The sequence below is a fragment of the Sulfurirhabdus autotrophica genome (assembly GCF_004346685.1).
Taxonomy (GTDB): Bacteria; Pseudomonadota; Gammaproteobacteria; order Burkholderiales; family SMCO01; genus Sulfurirhabdus; species Sulfurirhabdus autotrophica.
The window spans coordinates 18,592-37,879 of sequence record NZ_SMCO01000008.1; the positions used below are offsets into that span (position 1 = coordinate 18,592).

The window sequence follows — 19,288 nt, forward strand, 5'->3', positions numbered from 1 at the left end:
TTAAAATGAGTTCAATGTGTAGCTCGCTATGATTGGCATATGTACTAAATTAGTAATATTGCCGGATATAGCTATACGCCTTCTCGAACAATTCCTCGTCCGCGTGTAACTTGTATTTGAATAGTGCTTTACGCAGCGCTTTCTTGATTTCCCGCTCGCCGGCCAAGGTATCCTGCCAGCCGGGAAAGCGAACCAAGCGAACAATCTCATCGATGTCCGTCACCACACGCTCGACCATGATCGGCGTCTCGGCGGTTTTCACCTCGTTAAAGAGCTCGGTCAGCGCGGCCTTACCACGGTCCTCGTCCTCCTCAGGCGGAATTTCCTTCTCGGCCTGCAACACCTCCTTGGCGATCTGAAGCAAGGCTTTCAGAAATTCAACACTGTTGACCTGCCCTGACTCAAACCTATCCCGCAGAGCATCCAGCCGTTCCGATAGCGCCTTGAATTTTGGATTGCCGAGATGCTTGCGCAGCCGGCGTGCTACCTTGATTTCTATTTCCTTGGCCTTGCTCGGATCGGGATTGGAGAGCACCGCCTCCAGCAGATCAGCATCCAGCACCAGGGTATCAAGATCGTCGCGCACGGCATCGACATGCACGTTCTGGTGGATCAGCTCGATGGTCTTGGCCCCGAGGGAATGCCAGATCAACTTGCCGTGGCCACTGGAAGGCTGCACCGACTGGTACACCTGCGACAGCCACTTGTAGTCCTTCTCGTACTGGCCGAGGATAGTGTCAGGCGAAATCGCCTCCCAAAGCTTACCGAGCACGCTGTATTCACCAGCGAAATTATCGCGCACCGTGTTGTTAGGCAGGCATTGCTGGGCGGAGATCAGGCCCTCGTAACCTTCAACCGTGCGATCCACGCCGGTAAAGAAAGCCAGGCATTTCTGCATCGCCTCAGGCAACCGGTCCATGAGTTCCTGGATGTTGCTGACGACGGAGAGTATGGATTTATCGTCAAACTCCAGTGCCTTGGCCACGTCGTCGAAGATGCCGAGGTAGTCCACGATCAGTCCATGGGTCTTCTGTTCGGAGTAGGTGCGGTTCACACGGCAGATGGCCTGCAACAGCGTGTGATCGCGCAGTGGCTTGTCGAGATACATGGCCTGCAAGATCGGTGCGTCGAAGCCAGTGAGCAGCTTGGAGGTAACGATCAGTAGTTTCAACGGGTCGTTGGGGTCGCGGAAGCGGTCGAGCAGCCGTTCGTCTTCATCCCGACTACGTGAGAATGCCTTATATTGGGGCTCGTTCGCATTCACCGTCATCACGATATCGGATGCCTCGGGCGGCAGCAGCTTGTCGAGTTCGGTCTTGTAGAGCAGGCATGATTCCCGATCGAAGGTGACGATTTGCCCCTTGAATCCATTCGGCTCCACCTTGCTCTGGAAGTGCCGGACGATGTCCTCACACACGTACCGGATTCGCTCCGGCGTCTTGACCAGCACAGCCATCTTGGCAGCGGTCTTGCCGAGGTTGTCCTTGTCCAAGTCGGAGAGGCCGCCAGTCATCTCCTTGAAAGCCGCATCAATGGCGGCCTTGTCGATATGCAAATCCACCAGGCGCGGCTCGAAGTGCAGCTTCAATGTCGCCCCATCGCGGATGGACTCCTCAAAGCCGTAGCGGCTCATGTAGCCCTTGGTATCCTCATCGGCACCAAAGGCGTAGAAGGTATTCTTGTCGAAACGATTGATCGGCGTACCGGTCAGGCCGAAGAGGAAGGCATTCGGCAGGGCATCGCGCATCTTGCGGCCAAGGTCGCCTTCCTGGGTGCGGTGCGCCTCGTCCACCAGGGCAATGATATTGCTGCGCTCGTTTAACGCGCCATCGGCCTCGCCGAACTTGAAGATCGTCGTGATGATGATTTTCCGCACGTCCTGCGCCAGCAATTGTTGCAGCTTGTCGCGAGTCTCGGCCTTTTCCAGATTGGGGATGTCGGCCCCCGTGAAGGTGCCGGTGATCTGGGTGTCGAGGTCGATGCGATCCACCACGATCAGCACGGTCGGGTTTTTCAGGTGGGGATGCAGGCGCAGCTTCTGCGCCGCGAACACCATCAGCAGCGATTTACCCGAACCCTGGAAGTGCCAGATCAAGCCTTTCTTGGGATAACCTGCCAGCACACGCTCGACGATCTTGTTCGCTGCTTCGTATTGCTGATAACGACAAATGATCTTGATGCGGCGCTGCTTCTTGTCCGTGGCGAACAGAGTGAAACTGGAGAGGATGTCCAGCACCACATGGGGCCGCAACATGCTTTCCGCTGCGAGCTTCAGACCATGCAAAGGGTGCCGCTGCGGGTCACCACCATCCGCATCCAGATTCCACGGACCCCAGTCCTTGACTGGCAGGCCGAGCGAACCGTAGTGATATTCCTTACCCTCGGTGGCCACCGAAAATACGTTGCAGACGAACAATTCCGGCACGAACTTCTCGTAGTCGTCATGTACCTGTACCGCGCCATCCACCCAGCTCACAGCCGAGCGTGTCGGCGTCTTGGCTTCGATCAGCACCAGCGGTAGGCCGTTGACCAGCAATACCAGATCGGCCCGGCGCTCGGCGCTGCCGGCGCGGTAGACGAACTGCTGGGTGACGACATACTGGTTCTGGTCGAGGTTGTCGTAGTCAATCAGACGTATTGGCACATGCTCGTTGTTCTGGCCGAAGGGCATGGAACGCTCACCGCGCAGCCAAGCAGTCATTTCCTCGTTGGCGCGAATCAGGCCGTCTGAGCGCACCGACAGGATGATGGCGCGCAGCTTGTACAGCACTTCATCAGCGTGGTCTGGGTGGGCGGCAATCTCAGGGTTGAGGCGGATCAGCGCCTCACGCACCCATTGCTCGACTAGCACATCCTGTGGCTGGCGCGGAATGTCGGCGCTGGCGAGACGGCGCCAACCGAGACCCTTGTGGCTGCGACCATAGGTGACCTGGGGTTCCTGAGCGAGATTGGCGGGAACGGACTTCGCCGGCCCGGAGAGCAGGTCATAGAGGTATGCTTCTACGGTATTTGACTCATTAAACATTCCCACCCCCAATGAATGCTTCGGCAGTCAATTTTCTTCGGAAAGCAATTAGCCCCCTATTCCGTTGCGCCGCAAGCGTTAGCGTATTGGAAATGCCTGCGCACTCTTCTACGATTGCAGCCTGCTCCGCTAGTGAAGGAATCGGCAAGCCTATCGAGTAAAAGTTATCAAGTGAAACTCGTGTACGAGTGCCTCCCTTCATAAATTTCGAGATTGCTCGTGCGGTACGACCATTGTTGAATACAAGAGTCATATATTCCGCGAGTGCCACATCTGGATCGATTGATGCCTTAATCACGTCCGGTGTAACCATTGCAGTTGGTGACCTAGGCGGATAAATACAGGTCATGCCCGGTGGCTCCCCCATTTTTGCTATCAGTAGATCACCAGGCTTTACTGTGTATGGCACGTGAAGACGCTCATAAACTGCTTGATCCATAAATGTGGTGCTTTCGCCCCAAGCGAATCCTGACTTTGTGATGTGGCGTAGCTGGATGATCGGAATACCCGAGTCTCGGAAATCCCTGGCTTTAAAAATCGTTCCGAATGGTCCGGCAGTCAGAGCATTTGGTTGAGATAGAACGATTCCAGGAAGACGAAGAAGCCTCCACTGTTTCGGAAATCTGAAAAATTCTGTCTGAACGCATTGATCATCAGGTAAATTGGATTGCCAATACAAGGCATCCAACCTTGCAGCCATTAGCTGGTTTGTCGGTTGAAGAAGACTCGACAGAGAGTCTGAACAGTCTCGGACGGCCACCAGCAGGTCTCTGAGCGGGAATTGCTCCACCATCGGTGGCAGGAAAAACTCAAATTCAGCTAGGCTTTTCCAGTTTGTACGCGGGCTCAGACTTCCTGCCGAGGTGCCTACCGCATGGTCGAAGAAGGCTTCGGTCTGGCAGATAAAGGGCAGCAACTCGGGCAGCAGGACGTTCGCATCCAGAGTTTCCAACACGTAGATATCGCCAGAGCACACGCCGGTAAAATCGGCTACCGCCACCTTGCGCTGGTAAGCGCGGCGTTTGCCGAACAAAACCTGTCCCGGTTTGAACACGCTGGTGAAGGTGACACCGTCCGCTACGCTACCCCAACTACGAATTCGCAGATCACCCGGCTCCAGATGCTCCAGCCCGACAAAACGCTCAACGCCTTCGGCCAGCGGATCTTGACAGCGTGCCTTGGAGAGGCGCACCACTTCTCCGAATTTGACCTTACGCCAATTAGCCTTAGACATGCTACTCGGCTGCTATGAAACGGAAACTCACACGCAAATCATTCATCCAAGATGGGTCAATCAGGCCATCGTGTTGGAGACGGCCGACCACGATACCAGGATGAATGCCAATTTTTTCGGCAAAATCACATACGGCTGCCTTAGTGCGTAGCCCCGTCAATTGAGGTGCAAAGCGATCAGGGATCAAAAAACTTCCAGCCCAGTCATTGGCTTCACGTTCTTCCACAGAATCCGCTCCCGATTTAGTCGGGTCATCCAGATAAACCGATTTTTTCTCTTTTGCATGCAGCAGCACGTGAGCTGCTTCATGAAACAGAGTAAACCAGAACTTGTCGTTGGTTTTGCCATACAGGGAGAGTTGAATAAGTGGGCGATGGAGGTTAAGCCAACGCGCAACACCACTGACATGCGCTTTTGGGATGCCCGGAACCAGTACGAAAGCCACTCCTGCCTGGCGGAACAAGGTGCGCAAATGGGGCTGGAATTCTGCTGGATCAAGGTTGGTCAGTTTACGTATCTCGGTGAGGGCCGCCTCAAAGCGAGCTCGGTCATATTTCGGACCATCTTGCTTTTCAGCTTCCTGCTCGCCCATACGCAACCAGGCAGAGATAGCGCCGACATCGCTTTGCTCCTCCCTGCTACGGCGAAATGCGGCCTGCATTTCGCCATAATGGCCCTGCCACTCTTCAGGTGAGGCAACACCAAAGAAGCGCAGGCACGATTCCACCAGGCCAGGTTTAGATTTCGCGTCTACCCGGCGTTTCTCGATGGCACCAGCACTCATCAATTCTTTGATTGGCAGCTGGTCGAGCCAGTCTATCCAACCGGCAAATTTCTCTGCTGCTTCGAGACGAGCACAACGCTCACGGTACTTCGCTTCACGTGCCAGCCAGAAGCCAACGGTGCTACCCACCACACGTTCCAATCGAATAGCGGCATCTTCTGTGAGCGGAACCTTGCCCTTGATGAGCTGGTTAACGTGCTTAGTGGTATAGCCTAATCGTTGCGCCAATTCGGCCTGGGTCCAGTCACGTTCTTCGATGATGTCGAGAACGGTGTCCCCTGGTGGAGAAACCCAGTCTGGTGCGAATGGGGCTGCCAAATCATTCATGGTAGTCTCCAATAAATTCGATGCAGATGATTGTGACCTGTGACCAGTCAATGGACAGATCATCGCGAACGGGGCAAGGATCTTGATCGGAAGCAAATACGAGCCGCCAACCTCCTGCCAAATCGAGAGCAATCTGGCCCGAACGATCCCCCTTGAGTAGATGGGGATTGCCCGCAGTTAAATCAGTTACCCGGCCTGCTGCATCTAAGTCATCAAGCCGTGTTCTTAATTTACGTGCGCAAGCGGCACCGAGTTTTTTCTCAGCAACAGCCTGCTTTTCACATAACTCTCGAATCTTTTTGTCCTTGAAGTGTATCTCCAAGAGAACCTCGCCATTCTATATAACTTTACCTAATAGGTAAATAATTTAATTTCACCTGCCTCAATTTCTATTGAGGCAGGTCGGTAACTAATCCATCCAGTGTTTCTACCAGGTTATCCATCTGTAGCCAAAAATCACGCCCTGATGTTTGCCATTGCTCCCATGCTGCTTCTAGTGTTTCTGGCTGTTGAGATTGACCATTAACGCTAATGACTGAAGCTTGGCGTTTGACGTAGAGCGGGATCGACAGGTTGTCTTTGTTAGCAGAGATTTGGTCGATGGTTGCTACTTTTGCAAACCCTGACTCATCTTGGAAAGCTTGATAGGCATTAAGAACACGCTGCTGGTGCTCCGGCTTGAGGAAGCTCTGCGCCCGTTCCCGCGTGACCTCACTCAACGCGTCGATGAACAGCACCTTGCCCTTGCGAGCAGCTAGTTTGCGGCGGTTGCAGACAACGATGCAGGATTCCATCGGCGAGTTATAGAACAAGTTCGGCCCGAGGCCAATCACCGCTTCGACCCAATCCAGCTCGACCATCTTGGCGCGCATGGATTGTTCCTCGTTACGGAACAGCACGCCATGGGGCCAGAGAACGGCGCAGCGGCCTTTGTCACTAAGACTGGCCAGGATATGCTGCTGGAAGGCGTAGTCGGCTCGGCCCTGAGGTGGGGTGCCAAGGAAGTTGCGGCCCCATTTATCCTTCTCCCACGCTGTGCGATCCCATTGTTTAATGGAATACGGCGGATTGGCCAGGATCACGTCGAACTTGCGCAGGCGGTCGCCCTCAATGTGCTTGGGGTCGGCCAGGGTGTCACCCCGGATGATCTGAAAATCCTCAACGCCATGCAAAAAAAGGTTCATCCGCGCAATGCCGGAGGTGATGAGGTTGCGTTCCTGCCCATAGAGCTTGAGTGTGCGGTACTCGCCACCGCTGCGCTTGACCTCGGCCAACGCCGAAATCAGCATTCCGCCCGTACCGCAGGTAGGATCGTAGATCGACTCGCCAGCCTGAGGCGCGAGCAGTTGCGTCATCAGGTGCACGACGGTGCGGTTGGTGTAGAACTCTGCGGCAGTATGGCCTGAGTCGTCGGCGAACTTCTTGATCAGGAATTCGTAGGCATTGCCGAGTTCGTCCTCGGGCACGTTGGCGACCGAGAGCGTCTGGGTCGAGAAGTGCTCAATCAGGTTCTTGAGGGTTTCGTCGGGCAGGCGCTCGCGGTTGGTCCACGGCGCATCGCCGAAGATGCCGGCGAGCAGGTCGGGATTCGCAGCCTCCAATTGACGCAGGGCAGTCTGAATGGCCATGCCGACATTTTTCGGTGACTGGCGTACATCCTTCCAGTGCGCACCATCGGGGATCTGGAAGCGGTGGTTCTCTGCAAACTCAGCGTAGGAGAGATCGCTACCAGAATCGGCCAAAGCGGCTTGGTATTCCTCTTCCCAGATATCCGAGATGCGCTTGAAAAACAGCAGCGGGAAGATGAACTGCTTGTAGTCGCCTGCGTCGATCAGGCCGCGCAGCAAGACAGCTGCGCCCCAGAGATAACTTTCCAATTCTTGCTGGGTGATCCGGGCGCTCATTGCAGCCAGCCTCCCTCGGTCATTACTTTGGCGAGGCGATCCTCGGCTTCGCGGCAGCGGGTGAGTGCATCCTTGAATGAGGCAATGGCTTCCGGCAGTGGCGGAATATCCTCCTGCAAGGGTGGTAGCACGTAGCGAGAAATGTTGAGCGTCCAGTCCTCGGCCTTGATATCGTCGAGGCTGACGATGCGCACGGCGTCCTGCACGTCCTCGAAGTTTTCGAACCAGCGTTGGATTTCCAGCGCATGCTCAGGCTCCAGGTAGTTCTGCGCCCGTCCACGCCGAAACAGGCGGGACGCATCGGCGATCATGACTTTCTTGCGCCGTTGGGCCGGCTTCTTCTTGCGTAGCACCAGTATGCAAGCGGCAAGGCCAGTGCCGTAGAACAGGTTCGGAGCTAAACCGATGACCGCCTCGACAAGATCCATCTCCAGCAATTTCTGACGAATCGCACCCTCGGCCCCTTTGCGGAATAACGCGCCCTGCGGCAACACCACGGCCATGCGTCCTTTGACCTCGGCCATCGACTTGACCATGTGCTGCACCCAGGCAAAATCACCCGAACTTGAAGGCGGCAGGCCGGCGAAGTTGCGGCCGAATGGGTCATTGATCCACTGTTCCTCGCCCCACTTTTCCAGTGAGAACGGCGGATTGGCGATGACGCAATCGAAGTTGGCGAGGCGGTCGCCATCGAAGAAGGCCGGGTTTCGGAGAGTGTCGCCACGCACGATCTGAAAGTCCTCAATGCCGTGTAGGAACAGATTCATACGGGCGATAGACGAAGTGGTGAGGTTTTTCTCCTGACCATAGAGCTTGCCCCACAAGCGCTTCACATCACCGTGCATATCCTTCACGTGCAGGACGGCAGCGAGTAGCATGCCGCCAGTGCCGCAAGCCGGGTCGTAGATAGTCTCGCCCTCCCGGGGATCGAGCATCTCGATCATCAGCCTAACCACGCTGCGCGGCGTATAGAACTCGCCTGCCTTCTTATTGGTGGCGTCGGCGAATTTCTTGATCAGGTATTCGTAGGCATCGCCAAGCAAGTCAGAGGTGACATTGTGGTTGCCCAGGGGCAATCTGGAAAAGTGCTCGATAAGATCTTTCAGGAGTGGATCAGACAGACGGTCCTTGTTGGTCCACTGAGCATCTCCGAATACGCCATAGAGGGTATCAGGATTTGCTTTCTCGATCTCGCGCATGGCCCGTTGCAGTGCGTTGCCCACATTGGTGGCTACGGCACGCACATCATTCCAGTGACAGTCATCCGGGATCTGAAAGCGATGTGATTCCGGGAATAACGCAAGTTCGGCATCTCCAGTGTCCGCAACAATCTCAGCGTATTCATCGTCCCAGACATCGCAGATGCGCTTGAAGAATAGCAGCGGGAAGATGTAAGTCTTGAAGTCAGCCGCGTCCACCGGGCCACGCAGGATATTGGCGGACTCCCAGAGATGGGATTCAATCTGGTTGAGCGTGATTTCATTTGCGCTCAAGGCTGCAACCCTTCTTCTATTGCATGCAGCCGCTGCTCGGCAAGGTGCCAAGGCAATCTACGGCCATGCACCTGCATCTGCAGATAGGCATTTCGAGCAACCTGAACTGATATCTTCCCTGTTTTCACCATTTCCTCAACCAGCCAAAGTGTTCCGTGAACCTGAATATTTTCCTGATCAGCCACCGCTCTCAAGGCACTGTCACCTGTTAATAATGGGCACTTCTCGTGTTCCGCCAACACCAGCGCGAATAGGTCCATACGGCCTGGACGCGGGTATTTTTGAGCAAGCTGTTCAACCCGAGTCACCATATTGTCATTCAATGACCTAGACTCCAAACCCATTCCCAATAGATACCCATGTTGCTCATCGAGTTCTTCGTAAAACAATACGTCAGGGACAGCAAACTGATAACTGAGACTGAACATTGGAGCAACGAGACCACCAATCTCAATATCGATCAGAATATTGGCATCACTGATGAACAGCAGCATTACTGCCCTCCAAAGCGCGCACGGTTTGGAAGGCGGTCAGAGACATCTTCATCAGCTCTGCTGCCTTTGACTCCCCGATGTAATCCTCTGCGAGTGCATGAAAAACCAGCTGCTCAAACACATGAGCCTTCTCCGCGGGGTATGGTATACATGGTTCAGTTACATGCCACCCTTTAATTCGGAACAATCGGGCCTGATCGCCACGGTAAGCATGCGTAACAATTCCAAGGTCGCTTGCCCGATAGAGAATACCGGCCATGCTTAGGCCAAATTCCTCCTTAAGGAGGGCCAGTTCTTTGGGCTCAATATAATTTCGGTGCTGGCCAAGTTCCTGAAGCACTGACTGCCGAGGAATCAAAAATGCTCCTGCAAATCGATTGCACGCCTTCTCTTCATCGATGTCAGCCGCTAGGCGACCAGCCAACATCAGGTGCCCCAACTCATGAGCCAAGGTAAAACGTTGCCGGTCACCAGGCCAATTACTTCCCACAACGACAATCGGCATCTGGTTAACTTTAGCGGCTAAACCATCAAATTTCCGGTCGGTATTTGTATCTACAATAAAGACACGAATGCCGTGCGTCTCAAGGACATCAATCAGGTCTGGTATGGGATCAAAGCCCAGCTTCCACGCCTGGCGAACGGTCTCAGCCACCCCCTCGATCTGCGAGACGTCTACAATAGCGTCAGGCAGACCTTCGACAGGCGCGAATGGAATTACAGGCGGGGTGGGAAACAGGCTCTCTAGCTCAATTCGCCGTTCGATCTGGTCGATCACCCCATGCGTAATAGCATTAAGCTGTTTCTTGGGTAGAGAACTGCGCTTTCGATACTCAATCCCATCCAGCGCAACAGTTTCTGGACGAAAAAAATATTCAGTCCGCACATTGAGCGCCCGAGAAAGCTTAATCAATATCTCCGAGGATGGCATTGCCACACCATCTTCGTATTTCTTGATAGAAGCATGAGAAAGACCAATTGCATCGCCTAATGCTCGTAGAGATAACCCGGCAGCTTTGCGCGCGCGGAATAATCGCTGGCTAAACATAGTTCCCTCCTAATTCAGCGAAGTTTACAAAAACAAAATTTATTATACATAATGTAAACCATTAATGGGAACAACTAATTCAATACGCGCTGTTTTATTAATCCATGTTCAGCCAATTAACACTGTTCACTTCAAAAGGAGGTTTTATGAACAGTTACAAAGAGAAGCTAAAATCACGGCGATCAATGAAAGCCATTGTGGCTAAAATTGAAATTCCAGGTGCCATTTTATGGGTGCGAAAATACAAAACAGGGAGTGTATCCCTTTGGTCTCAACCCAAAAAAGGAGAATATAAGCGAGAAGCAAAGCCTATCTTACAAAAGTGGGCGTCAGCGGTTGGTGCTGAACGAGATGACCTCACTTGGTGGGTGCATTCAGATAAGAGTAGCCTTGCACTTAAAAGGCTCTTTCAGCTTGAGGGTACCAAAATAATCGAGCTAAATTTGCTTAAACTTAGCCCTTTTATCATAATCACCCTCCCTTTCAACATCTGGGTTAAAAAACTATCCGGCATCCGTAACGGAATATTTTTTCGGATCTAAATGCCTTGCAACAATTCGATAACATCTAACTGGAGCGCCGTGGCAAGGCGCTCCATGTTGTCGATACTTATATTTCTTTCCCCCCTCTCCACTGATCCTACATAAGTCCGATGCAATTCCGCTAGTTCTGCAAGTTCTTCCTGCGATATATCTCTGGCTAGGCGTGCCTTGCGCAGGTTCATGGCAAATCGCTGCCGAGCTGAGATCGTTTTTTTCCCTTTTTTCATAGGGTATCAGCATGCCGATCTTGACGACTTTGAATCTACAGACTATAAGTAGCATTTAGTGGAGGAATAATCACTATTCCAACCTACCCCTCTTTCATGCAATCAAAGATATGAAAAAGGGAGCGCGCCGCGACTTGTGGCTTATTCTCTCATTGAGATCAAAGCGCTAGTCGTTACTTCCGGAGCAAATACTATTGCTCAGCGGAAGCGAACAATGGGTAGCATCACTCATCAAAAAATGAATTGATGATTAGCCGCCTATTCCGTGAAGGAAATAACATGAATTGGATTAAAAAACCAGAAAAAGCAATGACGTTCTTTGGCTTGATTTACCTTGCTGTAGTTTGTTACTTGTTATATTGGGCATTTGATTTCATTGACCACCCTAGACTCACCATTCCTGATCCCCAACAAGATTCCCAGTTTGGCTGGTTGCTAACTTATTTTGCTGCCGCTTTCCTGATGGCATATATCGCTGAGATTGGTGTCATCAAGGTAAAATCGAGGACAGTTTTAGTGACAGCTTTTTACGCAATCGGAAGTTTCTTCTTTGTTGTCGATATTATTTCGGGAAATATTGGAAAAATACTATTTTTCGCTTGGATCCTGTTTGCATCGATTTGGGCGAGGAGGTATTTCATTCCATTTCATGTGCGTGATGAACTTAAACGTCAAAATGCGCTGCAAGAAGAAATGCTTGAACAAATGCGTGAGTATCGTAACATTGATAATTGGGAAAGACGTGAGCGTCCAAGATAACGATTATTACGTTAACCATATGGAGTGTCCATGGCCTACCGAATAGATAACGTATCAGAGAATACGGGAATCTGGTGCTGGAAAGTAAAAGGCATTAATGGCAAGGGTGTCTACGGTACCCTGACTACAGGTCTGAACGGGCGTGGACTTTACCAGGTTAACATGGGTATCAGACACACGCTGATCATACCAGAACGTTTCCATGTACCACCAGATCTGCCAACCGGAGAGGCTAGTCTTTTGTTAGGGCTTGCACTGGATCAAATGGGATGGGGTCCTGAAGTGAATCAGGAAGGCGAAATTGCCTGACGCATCATAATTACAGACCATTCTTCAAAGTTAGCGGAATAAATAATTGTTGAGCAATTTATGTTCATAACAATTTAATTTGTTTGGCGTTGAAGACTACTTTAATTTAAATAGGAGATGATGATGTTACCGAATGGTGTGCTAATCGCGATGGGCATATTTATCATGTTTGGATTGTGTGTGCTGGCTTTTACAATTTATACCGCCAAAAAAACCAATCATAGAAAAAATAATAAAGAAATCAGTGATCATGTTGCTTCTTGAAGGAGAAATAAATTGAAAGTAGTGATAATTTTACTGGTGTTATTAATTGAGGGGTGTGTTTCTACTCAGCAATACAAATTCACAGAAAATACAATTAATAATGGGTGTGCAAATAATCATACATTGGCTTGGTGTGTGGTTGAATATGGTAATTTTACTGATGGATATGCCAATAATGGTAAAGAGATCAAAACCACTAAAACTTTAAATAATTCGCCTGGTTCTGCTGTTATGGATGGTGTTGCCAGCGCAGATGCACTGATTAGAGGCACGCCTGGATTGCCGGGCATTGTTACTGGTACAGCGGCCGTTATTTATGGTGCTGCTAATATCAAAAAAGATCTACAGGTTAAAACCACCCTGACTGATGCTGGATTTAATCATGTGTGCGCCATGATGCCGAAATCTATGGCCAAGAGTAATTCTGATGCTGCAGATCAATTTTTAAAGATATTTGAAAAAGGTATGGTGGATGCTTTGCCTCAGGATTATAGCGGTAAGCTGGCTGATCCGGATTCTAGTGCACAATTTGATATGGCAAAGAAATTTGCCAATATCACGCTGGACGGGAACGGTTGCGGAAGAGGATGTTACCTGTTCACTCCCAGGGCGAATAAAGTTCAAATTGGAGAATCTATTGTACCTGACTGGGTTACGGTTAAAAGTGCTGTCATTAAACCAGGTGATTCAGTGTGGACTATGTGCAGTCCTGTGTCGAAATTCTGGTTCCATAAATTCAGTACGAATACCGATGTCCCACAAAGCCATGGATATGAAAATTACCCTTTTTCTGAAAAGGAATTTTTTCAAAACCTTTCTGCAAAGCTGCCAGACTGGTTTTACCTGGTGATTGCAAAACACAAGTTTTTTAATGCAAAGGTGATGCAATCCGGTGAAACATACGAATTTTAGCGGGTAAGTTTTAAACATGCTGCTTGTTGATGCCATTTATAAATTGATCATCTATAGAGGAGTTTTATTCAGGTGGACTCCCCCTAGAACGCCATTTTCTCTATTTTACGACTGCAGCAGCTACAAATCGCTGTTGTATTATATTGCCCGACCTTTGGTTGGGCATCTTTTTTTAGCTCTATCCAAACTTACTGATGAGGATTTCAAAAAAAACACCTCTTGGACAAAAGCATCATCTGAAAATCTAGCTATATAACAATTTCATTGGAGATCCCGGATTTTACAGTGTGTTGCTATCAAAACTTCTAAAGGTTGATTTCGTCCATTAATGTGGTTTGGGTCTTTACTCACAATAAAATCTGGAAGCCCTTTAAATTGTAGAAAAAATAGCAAGCAACACTTCACACAATTAATGTGCAAAATAGTAGTTACTGCCAACCTAAGGTCATCCATATCAATTTTTTCGTTTCTGGTTATAGCTTATCGGGTACTCAGCCAAGTGTGGCGTCAAACTTTCTCACGCATATCAATTATTCAGATTTGGGTCGTCAATTATGTGGCAATTTGCCTAACAGATCATGAATCTGAATTCGTATTCAGAAGAAGACATCTGTTTTTGAATTCCGATTCAGATATCTAAATTTGAACACGCAAATCTGAATAATTAATTGCAATCAGTGCAGGATAAAATTGGCTAATACTTAATCTATAGCGAGCAAGGAGTGGTGACCAACCCAGCACACTACATTATTGATAACGATAGCAAAGAACATTAGTACAGAACGCATAGGTAACCAAAACCACCGCACTCAGGAGCCACCGCTTTTGCGGTGGGGCAAGGTATTCAACCGCAGCCCAATAAATGAGTTGCGCCCTAGCGCAGCTTATTTATTGCCGGGGGAGCCACCACCGTAGGCGAGCGACAGTGAGACAGCGCGCCCCAGCGCGCGTTAGGTGGTGGGGGCATCGCCCCGCCGCCCCGCCCGCCATGGGGCGGACGGGCAATCTGGTTCCAGATCGGTGCGTCCAGCAACGACCCCGTAGGGGCGATGCAACCCTGGAGCATTAGCGGAAGGGTAGCAGTAGTCGGCGAAGCTGATTGCCCGTCCGCACGCAGTGCGCCCCGAAGGGGACGGAGCCGAAGGCGGAGAGGCGTGGCGGCGCAAAAATATTTTGCATGAGGCAGGAGCAGCGTTCAGCGGCTCCAGTCGTGGCTTCCGAGCGTTCAGATCGGATGCGCAGCACCACGACGATGCCGAATTCTTCGATTTCACCTTGCAATTGCTATCCCCTGCTCAGGCAGAATATATGCAGAGCACATACCTGAGCATACCAACATGGATATACAACTAGACACCTCGCTTGATGATTTTCACACGCCTTCCAGGATACAAGGCCAGCGACTTGAGCTGGATGCCCTACATCTTCTCCACCGCTTTGGCTGGCTTCGCGCAAGGGAAGTCGGGATTCTATTGTACTCGTCATCGAATCAATCCAGAACGCTGGCAGAGCGGCTACTAAGACGCCTTGTAGAAAAACGCCAGATATTTTTTCGTCCATTACAAGGAGAGAATGACAGCAAACATGCACGGGCCTATCTACTTGGCCAAGCAGGCGCAGACCGCCTTTGGGAGGTGCGTGGGATTGATGCATGGACTTCAAAAGACATCACCATTTCTTCCACTTGGCTCCACGACCTGATTGCCCATCAAATTCTCGCAAAGTGGAAAAACAAGGGTTTCCAAATTGTCACTGGGCGCGAGCTGCATCGCAGAACTCGTTCCGGTATGAAAATTCCCGATGGTTTGGCCAAGCCGCCTGGACAGGATTGGATATGGCTAGAGGTTGAACGTAGCAGGAAATCTGGTCCAGCCATACACAAACAGGCAAAATATTTGGCTGGCGCTGCATTGGGTATGGAATGGCTTGGTTATCAATTAGGCCGTGCAGTTGTCGCCTATCCGGAAACACCAGGTGTCAACCACCGCTTGCGGAATATTTCTGCTCTCTCAAAACTGTCGGCCCCTTCACCTTTCAAAGTGATCTTTTTCCCACTCAAAATTCACCCACTAACGCTAGTTGTGCAGTTTGGACAAGCGGAAGAAATAACGATTGAGCCATGATAAATGACAGACTTTGAAAGCTTGCTGATGTGAACCGACTCTTAACATTGTGGATCGCCCTTGAGCTTATACAATGCTACGCACTATTTTAAGGGGGCGAATTACAAAGATTTTATGGAAAATTGCGACGATATCCGATTAGCGCACTATGATAAGTCCAGTTTATAGAGTTCAGCCTCGAGCTAAAGTAGTTCCCGAGGTCTCGATACAAATGTCACAAAGCGGCACTAAGCTGGGAGTAGGACAGCTGGTGCATTAGTCCGTTAAATCGGCCTAAGCGGCCGGTCGCCCCCGTCAGAATTCGATTGACTATGAATGACGGCTTTGCGGCAGGCTGTTAGCAAAACGCATTTCCCACAGTGTGCCAGGAACGGTCATTCATTGATCGCAAGCTAATGGCTCATTATGCTTATGAAGCAGACTTTCACAGAAAAATTATCAGGCTTTCGCGCCTTTTCTTGTAAGACCGGGGAATCTCAAAATTCAGAAAATAGTTTCTTTATGTTAATCAGCATATTATGAAAATAATTCGAGTCGCATATAATCGAGCTTGGTGTAAGAAATAATGTTCAGTTATCTAGCAAAAATAGTGCGTTGATATATTCAGAAACAAAAGCAACAGCCAATTGAAAATATTCAACCACCCTACCTACCATTTCGATTGCAGTACAGCCTCTTCAGATCAAGTTTAGGCACATCGCCCGTGCAATCGCTTGAGATCGATTTGTGACATTCAGCTTGGTGTAACAGTTGGTGATGTGGAACTTCACAGTACGCTCTGAAATAGACAGTATTGCACCGACTTCCCACGCTGTCTTACCCTCTTTCAACCATTGCAACACTTCCAGTTCGCGGACACTGAGTACTGGCGCAATTTCCTCATGCGCCTTCTGACATACCCGTCGCAAAAGTTCATGCAGGTGGGGTAGTGCAAAACGAAGTGCTTCAGAATGGGCACTCGAAAAAGGTTCGCGTCCCGTCTCAAGGCAAATATAGCTTACTTCGTTGCTTCGCGGCATGGGGCGTGATGCATATGCGAGCCCGCGCTTGAGGCCATAGTCAGCGGACAATTCCAGAAGCTTTTTCACCTGGACTGCGTTGACTGGTCGGGTGTGCGAAGATATAGCCTCTTCCCATGAAAAAGGATCGGATTCACTCAAACCGCGGGCGACTAGTGGATCGTATTGCGCAAAAGCCTGCCTGGAATAATTATCCAGAAATTCGGGTGAGTGTCCGAGTGAAAAGGTTCGCACCGTTTGCTTAAGCGAACTACCGGAAACTTTCAGAAGTCCTACGATACCAGCTTGAAACGGAATGATGTCGTCAAGTTGTGCGAGTGCAGGCACAACTTTGTCCTGATTGTCCGCGCACCGGCAAAACTCGATGAAATCCAGGAGCCTGTACAAATCTCCACGCGACAATTTCTGTTCCAGTTCACTCAAGAAGAATATCCTAAATTATTGCTGGCTGACAATTAACGAAGTTATAGAAAAAGCAATCATGGCATTATGTCGCAAAATGCCATTTGCATCAAGATGTAGAATTGTAGTTGATATTGAGATCACCATGCTAGATATCAGCCGTGACAGGGATATGCGGGTCGTTTCAGAACATAAATTAACAAACTGCAAGTCACGTGTAGTAAAAAATATCTATTGATTGGCGAGAAATCCTTGTTTCGTTTTGAAACGAGGAAGCAATTACTGTCTAAAAGATATCTGATTAGCCCTCAAACTCAGCCAATCTGGTCAAAGTTCTGATCTTGATGCGGGTTTCCGTTCGATAAGGTACATGTTGGGAAAAAACTCTATAGAGAGCCACTCGGCAAGAATCTTCGGAATCGAAACTGGCTGAGTTTGAGGGTTAATCAGAAAAAAATATGATAAAAGTTTTTTCTACAGCCTCAACGCAAGCTATAGCTAATCGAGCAGTCATCACAATGACCACCTGTCCGAAAGGACAGTTTACCGATATCCAATATATAACCAAAATGTACATGGTCACATTTTTTAAGTGGATTATAAACATGCTACAAAACCATCTCAAAGCTGTATTTGTAGGAATGTACATGACCGGGAATGTAGCCCTGTTCCTGATGGCAGTGTACAAGCTCATTTCAGAAGGCAATTCGCTGGCTTGGATCGGTGCTGCCGTAGCTAGCGGGGCAGTTTCATGCCTGATTGGCCTTTACTATGGGGGATGGTTGCCTCGTACAACGCGGCATATTCCTTTGCTGCTAGTGGCAACCACGCTCGGCACAGCACTTGCGGGCATCGGATTGATGAATGACGGGGAAGTTCAAACGGCTAACCTTCCATTCCTTGCTGCGCTTGTCTTGAGCCTAGTCGGCACACTCGCCTATTTGTACTGGTACTCGATTTTAGGACGACCTGCTACTAAAGCATTGCACGTAGGCGAGATGCTTCCAGTGCTTGATCTAGCCGATGAAACCGGCCAAGCGGTTCGCATTGATAGTCTGTTTGGAAACCCCTTACTGCTGGTTTTTTACCGTGGCAACTGGTGTCCGCTTTGTATGGCGCAAGTGCGGGAACTAGCCAACCAGTGTCAGGAATTTCAGCAGCGCGGGGTCACGGTGGCTTTGATCAGTCCTCAACCACAAAACAAAAGCGCCAAATTAGCCATGAACTTAGGCGTCTCATTCAAGTTTCTAGTTGATAAAGAAGGGAAAGCTGCTAGAAAACTTGGAATTAGCCACATCGCGGGACTTCCGCTTGGTCTTCAAGTTTTTGGCTACAACACTGACACTGTTTTCCCAACTGTTATCGTGACCGACACAAAAGGCAAGATTGTATTCGTTGACCAAACAGAAAATTACAGGGTGAGGCCAGGGCTCGAAGTTTTGTTAGGTGCTCTGCAAAATTGAAAAAAAGCATGGCTCGGATTATTTTCAATATGTTATTGCCATGAAGCCATAACATAAAACAGTGCAGCAACTTTTTAAAAAAAATCTATGGAGGTTAACGATGTCAAACAAAATGATTTCACGATACAGAAACAATTATTCAACCAAGAAGCAATGCTCAATTTTGGTGACAGCATTGGTTGTTACTATTGGATTCACAAGTTCCGTCTTGGCAGACGATGGACGCCGCAATAGTGAAAACAATAATCAACTGCAATTTTCCTTTCAGGTAAAAACATCTATTGAACGAATTTCCCCAGAAATACCAACTGGGTTTGGGATGCCGATGAAATATACCGGCACCGCTGAAATAATTAAAATCACGAAAGACCCTATGAAAAAACTTCGGATGCATGCCAAAGGTAAGGATACAGGTTACATTGAATTTCCGTCTCAAATTGTGCTACCTGATGGCAGTATAACGCGTGATCCGATTGCAATGCAGGTGGTTGGCACGCCCAATCTATTTGGTGGCAGAGTTTCCCCGATGAATTCTACAATCATTTCTTTCGGTGACATAGATGGGGATGGGGTTGAAGACACGGTAATAACTCATGGCAACGGATTTTCGCGCATGGTGACTTTACCTAATGAACTACCTGCTGTCATTCACTATTTTGGACTCTGCACGGTAGATGGTGGCACCGGCCTGTTTGCAAACGCCAAAGGTGATATTTTCCTAGAGGGTGACATGGTCGACCCTGATGGCCCTATGGGCCCTCAGTTGCCTTACTCAGTAGGAGTCGACAAAGCGTTCATAACTTTACCCTGAGTTTGAACAGTCTAATCGCTTACTCGAGATTCTCATTAGAGAGATACAATTCGGGTTGCCGCATGGCCAACTTATTGGCTCTGGGAAGGTCGCAACATCATAAACATATACAGTTTTTATATGTTTTTTACTAGCAAAAACGGGTTTG

General features: G+C 49.6%; 18 protein-coding genes. 8 read left to right on the forward strand and 10 right to left on the reverse strand.

Annotation, left to right across the window (positions count from 1 at the left end; translation table 11 throughout):
• Positions 1-49: 49 nt before the first annotated feature.
• From EDC63_RS09425 to EDC63_RS09460, 8 genes are all read right to left on the reverse strand, one after another.
• Entirely contained in the window at positions 50-3,025 is a 2,976-nt protein-coding gene (locus tag EDC63_RS09425) for a type I restriction endonuclease subunit R (protein WP_124946536.1), read from the reverse strand.
• On the reverse strand, positions 3,018-4,259 hold the full coding sequence (locus EDC63_RS18665; RefSeq protein WP_189836509.1) for a restriction endonuclease subunit S: 1,242 nt from the start codon (positions 4,257-4,259) through the stop codon (positions 3,018-3,020). The genes EDC63_RS09425 and EDC63_RS18665 overlap by 8 nt, the downstream gene beginning before the upstream one ends.
• Position 4,260: 1 nt before the next feature.
• Positions 4,261-5,370 (reverse strand): ImmA/IrrE family metallo-endopeptidase, encoded by a 1,110-nt coding sequence (locus tag EDC63_RS09435; protein ID WP_132920919.1) that lies wholly within the window; start codon positions 5,368-5,370, stop codon positions 4,261-4,263.
• On the reverse strand, positions 5,363-5,692 hold the full coding sequence (locus EDC63_RS09440) for a type II toxin-antitoxin system RelE/ParE family toxin (RefSeq protein ID WP_124946537.1): 330 nt from the start codon (positions 5,690-5,692) through the stop codon (positions 5,363-5,365). The genes EDC63_RS09435 and EDC63_RS09440 overlap by 8 nt, the downstream gene beginning before the upstream one ends.
• Before the next feature lie 67 nt (positions 5,693-5,759).
• Positions 5,760-7,274, reverse strand: coding sequence for a type I restriction-modification system subunit M (locus EDC63_RS09445; RefSeq protein ID WP_124946538.1), 1,515 nt, complete (start codon positions 7,272-7,274; stop codon positions 5,760-5,762).
• Positions 7,271-8,767 (reverse strand): type I restriction-modification system subunit M, encoded by a 1,497-nt coding sequence (locus tag EDC63_RS09450; RefSeq protein ID WP_124946539.1) that lies wholly within the window; start codon positions 8,765-8,767, stop codon positions 7,271-7,273. Before EDC63_RS09450 ends, EDC63_RS09445 begins: the two co-directional genes overlap by 4 nt.
• Positions 8,764-9,261, reverse strand: coding sequence for a DUF3368 domain-containing protein (locus EDC63_RS09455; protein WP_124946540.1), 498 nt, complete (start codon positions 9,259-9,261; stop codon positions 8,764-8,766). The genes EDC63_RS09450 and EDC63_RS09455 overlap by 4 nt, the downstream gene beginning before the upstream one ends.
• Positions 9,242-10,309, reverse strand: coding sequence for an XRE family transcriptional regulator (locus tag EDC63_RS09460; RefSeq protein ID WP_124946541.1), 1,068 nt, complete (start codon positions 10,307-10,309; stop codon positions 9,242-9,244). Before EDC63_RS09460 ends, EDC63_RS09455 begins: the two co-directional genes overlap by 20 nt.
• 146 nt (positions 10,310-10,455) lie before the next feature.
• Between EDC63_RS09460 and EDC63_RS09465 the strand changes: the two genes are divergently transcribed.
• Entirely contained in the window at positions 10,456-10,851 is a 396-nt protein-coding gene (locus EDC63_RS09465) for a hypothetical protein (protein WP_124946542.1), read from the forward strand.
• On the opposite strand, the gene EDC63_RS09470 is transcribed toward EDC63_RS09465, so the two are convergent.
• Entirely contained in the window at positions 10,848-11,033 is a 186-nt protein-coding gene (locus EDC63_RS09470; RefSeq protein ID WP_262982227.1) for a helix-turn-helix domain-containing protein, read from the reverse strand. The two genes, EDC63_RS09465 and EDC63_RS09470, sit on opposite strands and share 4 nt — an antisense overlap.
• Before the next feature lie 324 nt (positions 11,034-11,357).
• On the opposite strand from EDC63_RS09470, the gene EDC63_RS09475 reads away from it, so the two are divergent.
• The 5 genes from EDC63_RS09475 to EDC63_RS09495 all read left to right on the forward strand — a co-directional run bounded on the left by EDC63_RS09475 (position 11,358) and on the right by EDC63_RS09495 (position 15,445).
• Entirely contained in the window at positions 11,358-11,837 is a 480-nt protein-coding gene (locus EDC63_RS09475) for a hypothetical protein (RefSeq protein ID WP_124946544.1), read from the forward strand.
• Between the two features lie 30 nt (positions 11,838-11,867).
• Positions 11,868-12,146, forward strand: coding sequence for a hypothetical protein (locus tag EDC63_RS09480; RefSeq protein ID WP_124946545.1), 279 nt, complete (start codon positions 11,868-11,870; stop codon positions 12,144-12,146).
• 276 nt (positions 12,147-12,422) lie between these two features.
• Positions 12,423-13,322, forward strand: coding sequence for a hypothetical protein (locus EDC63_RS09485; RefSeq protein WP_124946546.1), 900 nt, complete (start codon positions 12,423-12,425; stop codon positions 13,320-13,322).
• A gap of 1,116 nt (positions 13,323-14,438) precedes the next feature.
• Positions 14,439-14,675, forward strand: a complete 237-nt coding sequence (locus EDC63_RS09490; RefSeq protein ID WP_124946547.1) for a hypothetical protein — start codon at positions 14,439-14,441, stop codon at positions 14,673-14,675.
• The gene (locus EDC63_RS09495) at positions 14,660-15,445 is read left to right on the forward strand and encodes a hypothetical protein (RefSeq protein ID WP_124946548.1); all 786 of its coding nucleotides are present in this window, start codon (positions 14,660-14,662) and stop codon (positions 15,443-15,445) included. The genes EDC63_RS09490 and EDC63_RS09495 overlap by 16 nt, the downstream gene beginning before the upstream one ends.
• Before the next feature lie 677 nt (positions 15,446-16,122).
• Here EDC63_RS09495 and EDC63_RS09500 read toward each other — a convergent pair.
• Complete coding sequence (locus EDC63_RS09500; protein WP_124946549.1) at positions 16,123-16,887, reverse strand: helix-turn-helix transcriptional regulator; 765 nt, start codon at positions 16,885-16,887, stop codon at positions 16,123-16,125.
• 584 nt (positions 16,888-17,471) lie between these two features.
• Here EDC63_RS09500 and EDC63_RS09505 point away from each other — a divergent pair.
• Both EDC63_RS09505 and EDC63_RS09510 read left to right on the forward strand, forming a co-directional pair.
• A complete protein-coding gene (locus EDC63_RS09505) occupies positions 17,472-18,329 on the forward strand; it encodes a peroxiredoxin family protein (protein ID WP_165922960.1) in 858 nt (285 codons plus the stop codon).
• A gap of 100 nt (positions 18,330-18,429) precedes the next feature.
• Positions 18,430-19,140: a hypothetical protein gene (locus tag EDC63_RS09510; protein ID WP_124946551.1), complete on the forward strand. Its 711-nt coding sequence runs from the start codon at positions 18,430-18,432 to the stop codon at positions 19,138-19,140.
• The last annotated feature ends 148 nt before the right edge of the window (positions 19,141-19,288 follow it).

Excerpts from the sequence above, each read along its gene's own strand:
- EDC63_RS09445 (WP_124946538.1), bottom strand. The coding sequence starts at position 7,274 with ATGAGCGCCCGGATCACCCAGCAAGAATTGGAAAGTTATCTCTGGGGC.
- EDC63_RS09455 (WP_124946540.1), bottom strand. The coding sequence starts at position 9,261 with ATGCTGCTGTTCATCAGTGATGCCAATATTCTGATCGATATTGAGATT.
- EDC63_RS09460 (WP_124946541.1), bottom strand. The coding sequence starts at position 10,309 with ATGTTTAGCCAGCGATTATTCCGCGCGCGCAAAGCTGCCGGGTTATCT.
- EDC63_RS09470 (WP_262982227.1), bottom strand. The coding sequence starts at position 11,033 with ATGAACCTGCGCAAGGCACGCCTAGCCAGAGATATATCGCAGGAAGAA.
- EDC63_RS18665 (WP_189836509.1), bottom strand. The coding sequence starts at position 4,259 with ATGTCTAAGGCTAATTGGCGTAAGGTCAAATTCGGAGAAGTGGTGCGC.
- EDC63_RS09480 (WP_124946545.1), top strand. The coding sequence starts at position 11,868 with ATGGCCTACCGAATAGATAACGTATCAGAGAATACGGGAATCTGGTGC.
- EDC63_RS09475 (WP_124946544.1), top strand. The coding sequence starts at position 11,358 with ATGAATTGGATTAAAAAACCAGAAAAAGCAATGACGTTCTTTGGCTTG.
- EDC63_RS09510 (WP_124946551.1), top strand. The coding sequence starts at position 18,430 with ATGTCAAACAAAATGATTTCACGATACAGAAACAATTATTCAACCAAG.
- EDC63_RS09505 (WP_165922960.1), top strand. The coding sequence starts at position 17,472 with ATGCTACAAAACCATCTCAAAGCTGTATTTGTAGGAATGTACATGACC.
- EDC63_RS09465 (WP_124946542.1), top strand. The coding sequence starts at position 10,456 with ATGAACAGTTACAAAGAGAAGCTAAAATCACGGCGATCAATGAAAGCC.
- EDC63_RS09425 (WP_124946536.1), bottom strand. The coding sequence starts at position 3,025 with ATGTTTAATGAGTCAAATACCGTAGAAGCATACCTCTATGACCTGCTC.
- EDC63_RS09495 (WP_124946548.1), top strand. The coding sequence starts at position 14,660 with ATGGATATACAACTAGACACCTCGCTTGATGATTTTCACACGCCTTCC.
- EDC63_RS09435 (WP_132920919.1), bottom strand. The coding sequence starts at position 5,370 with ATGAATGATTTGGCAGCCCCATTCGCACCAGACTGGGTTTCTCCACCA.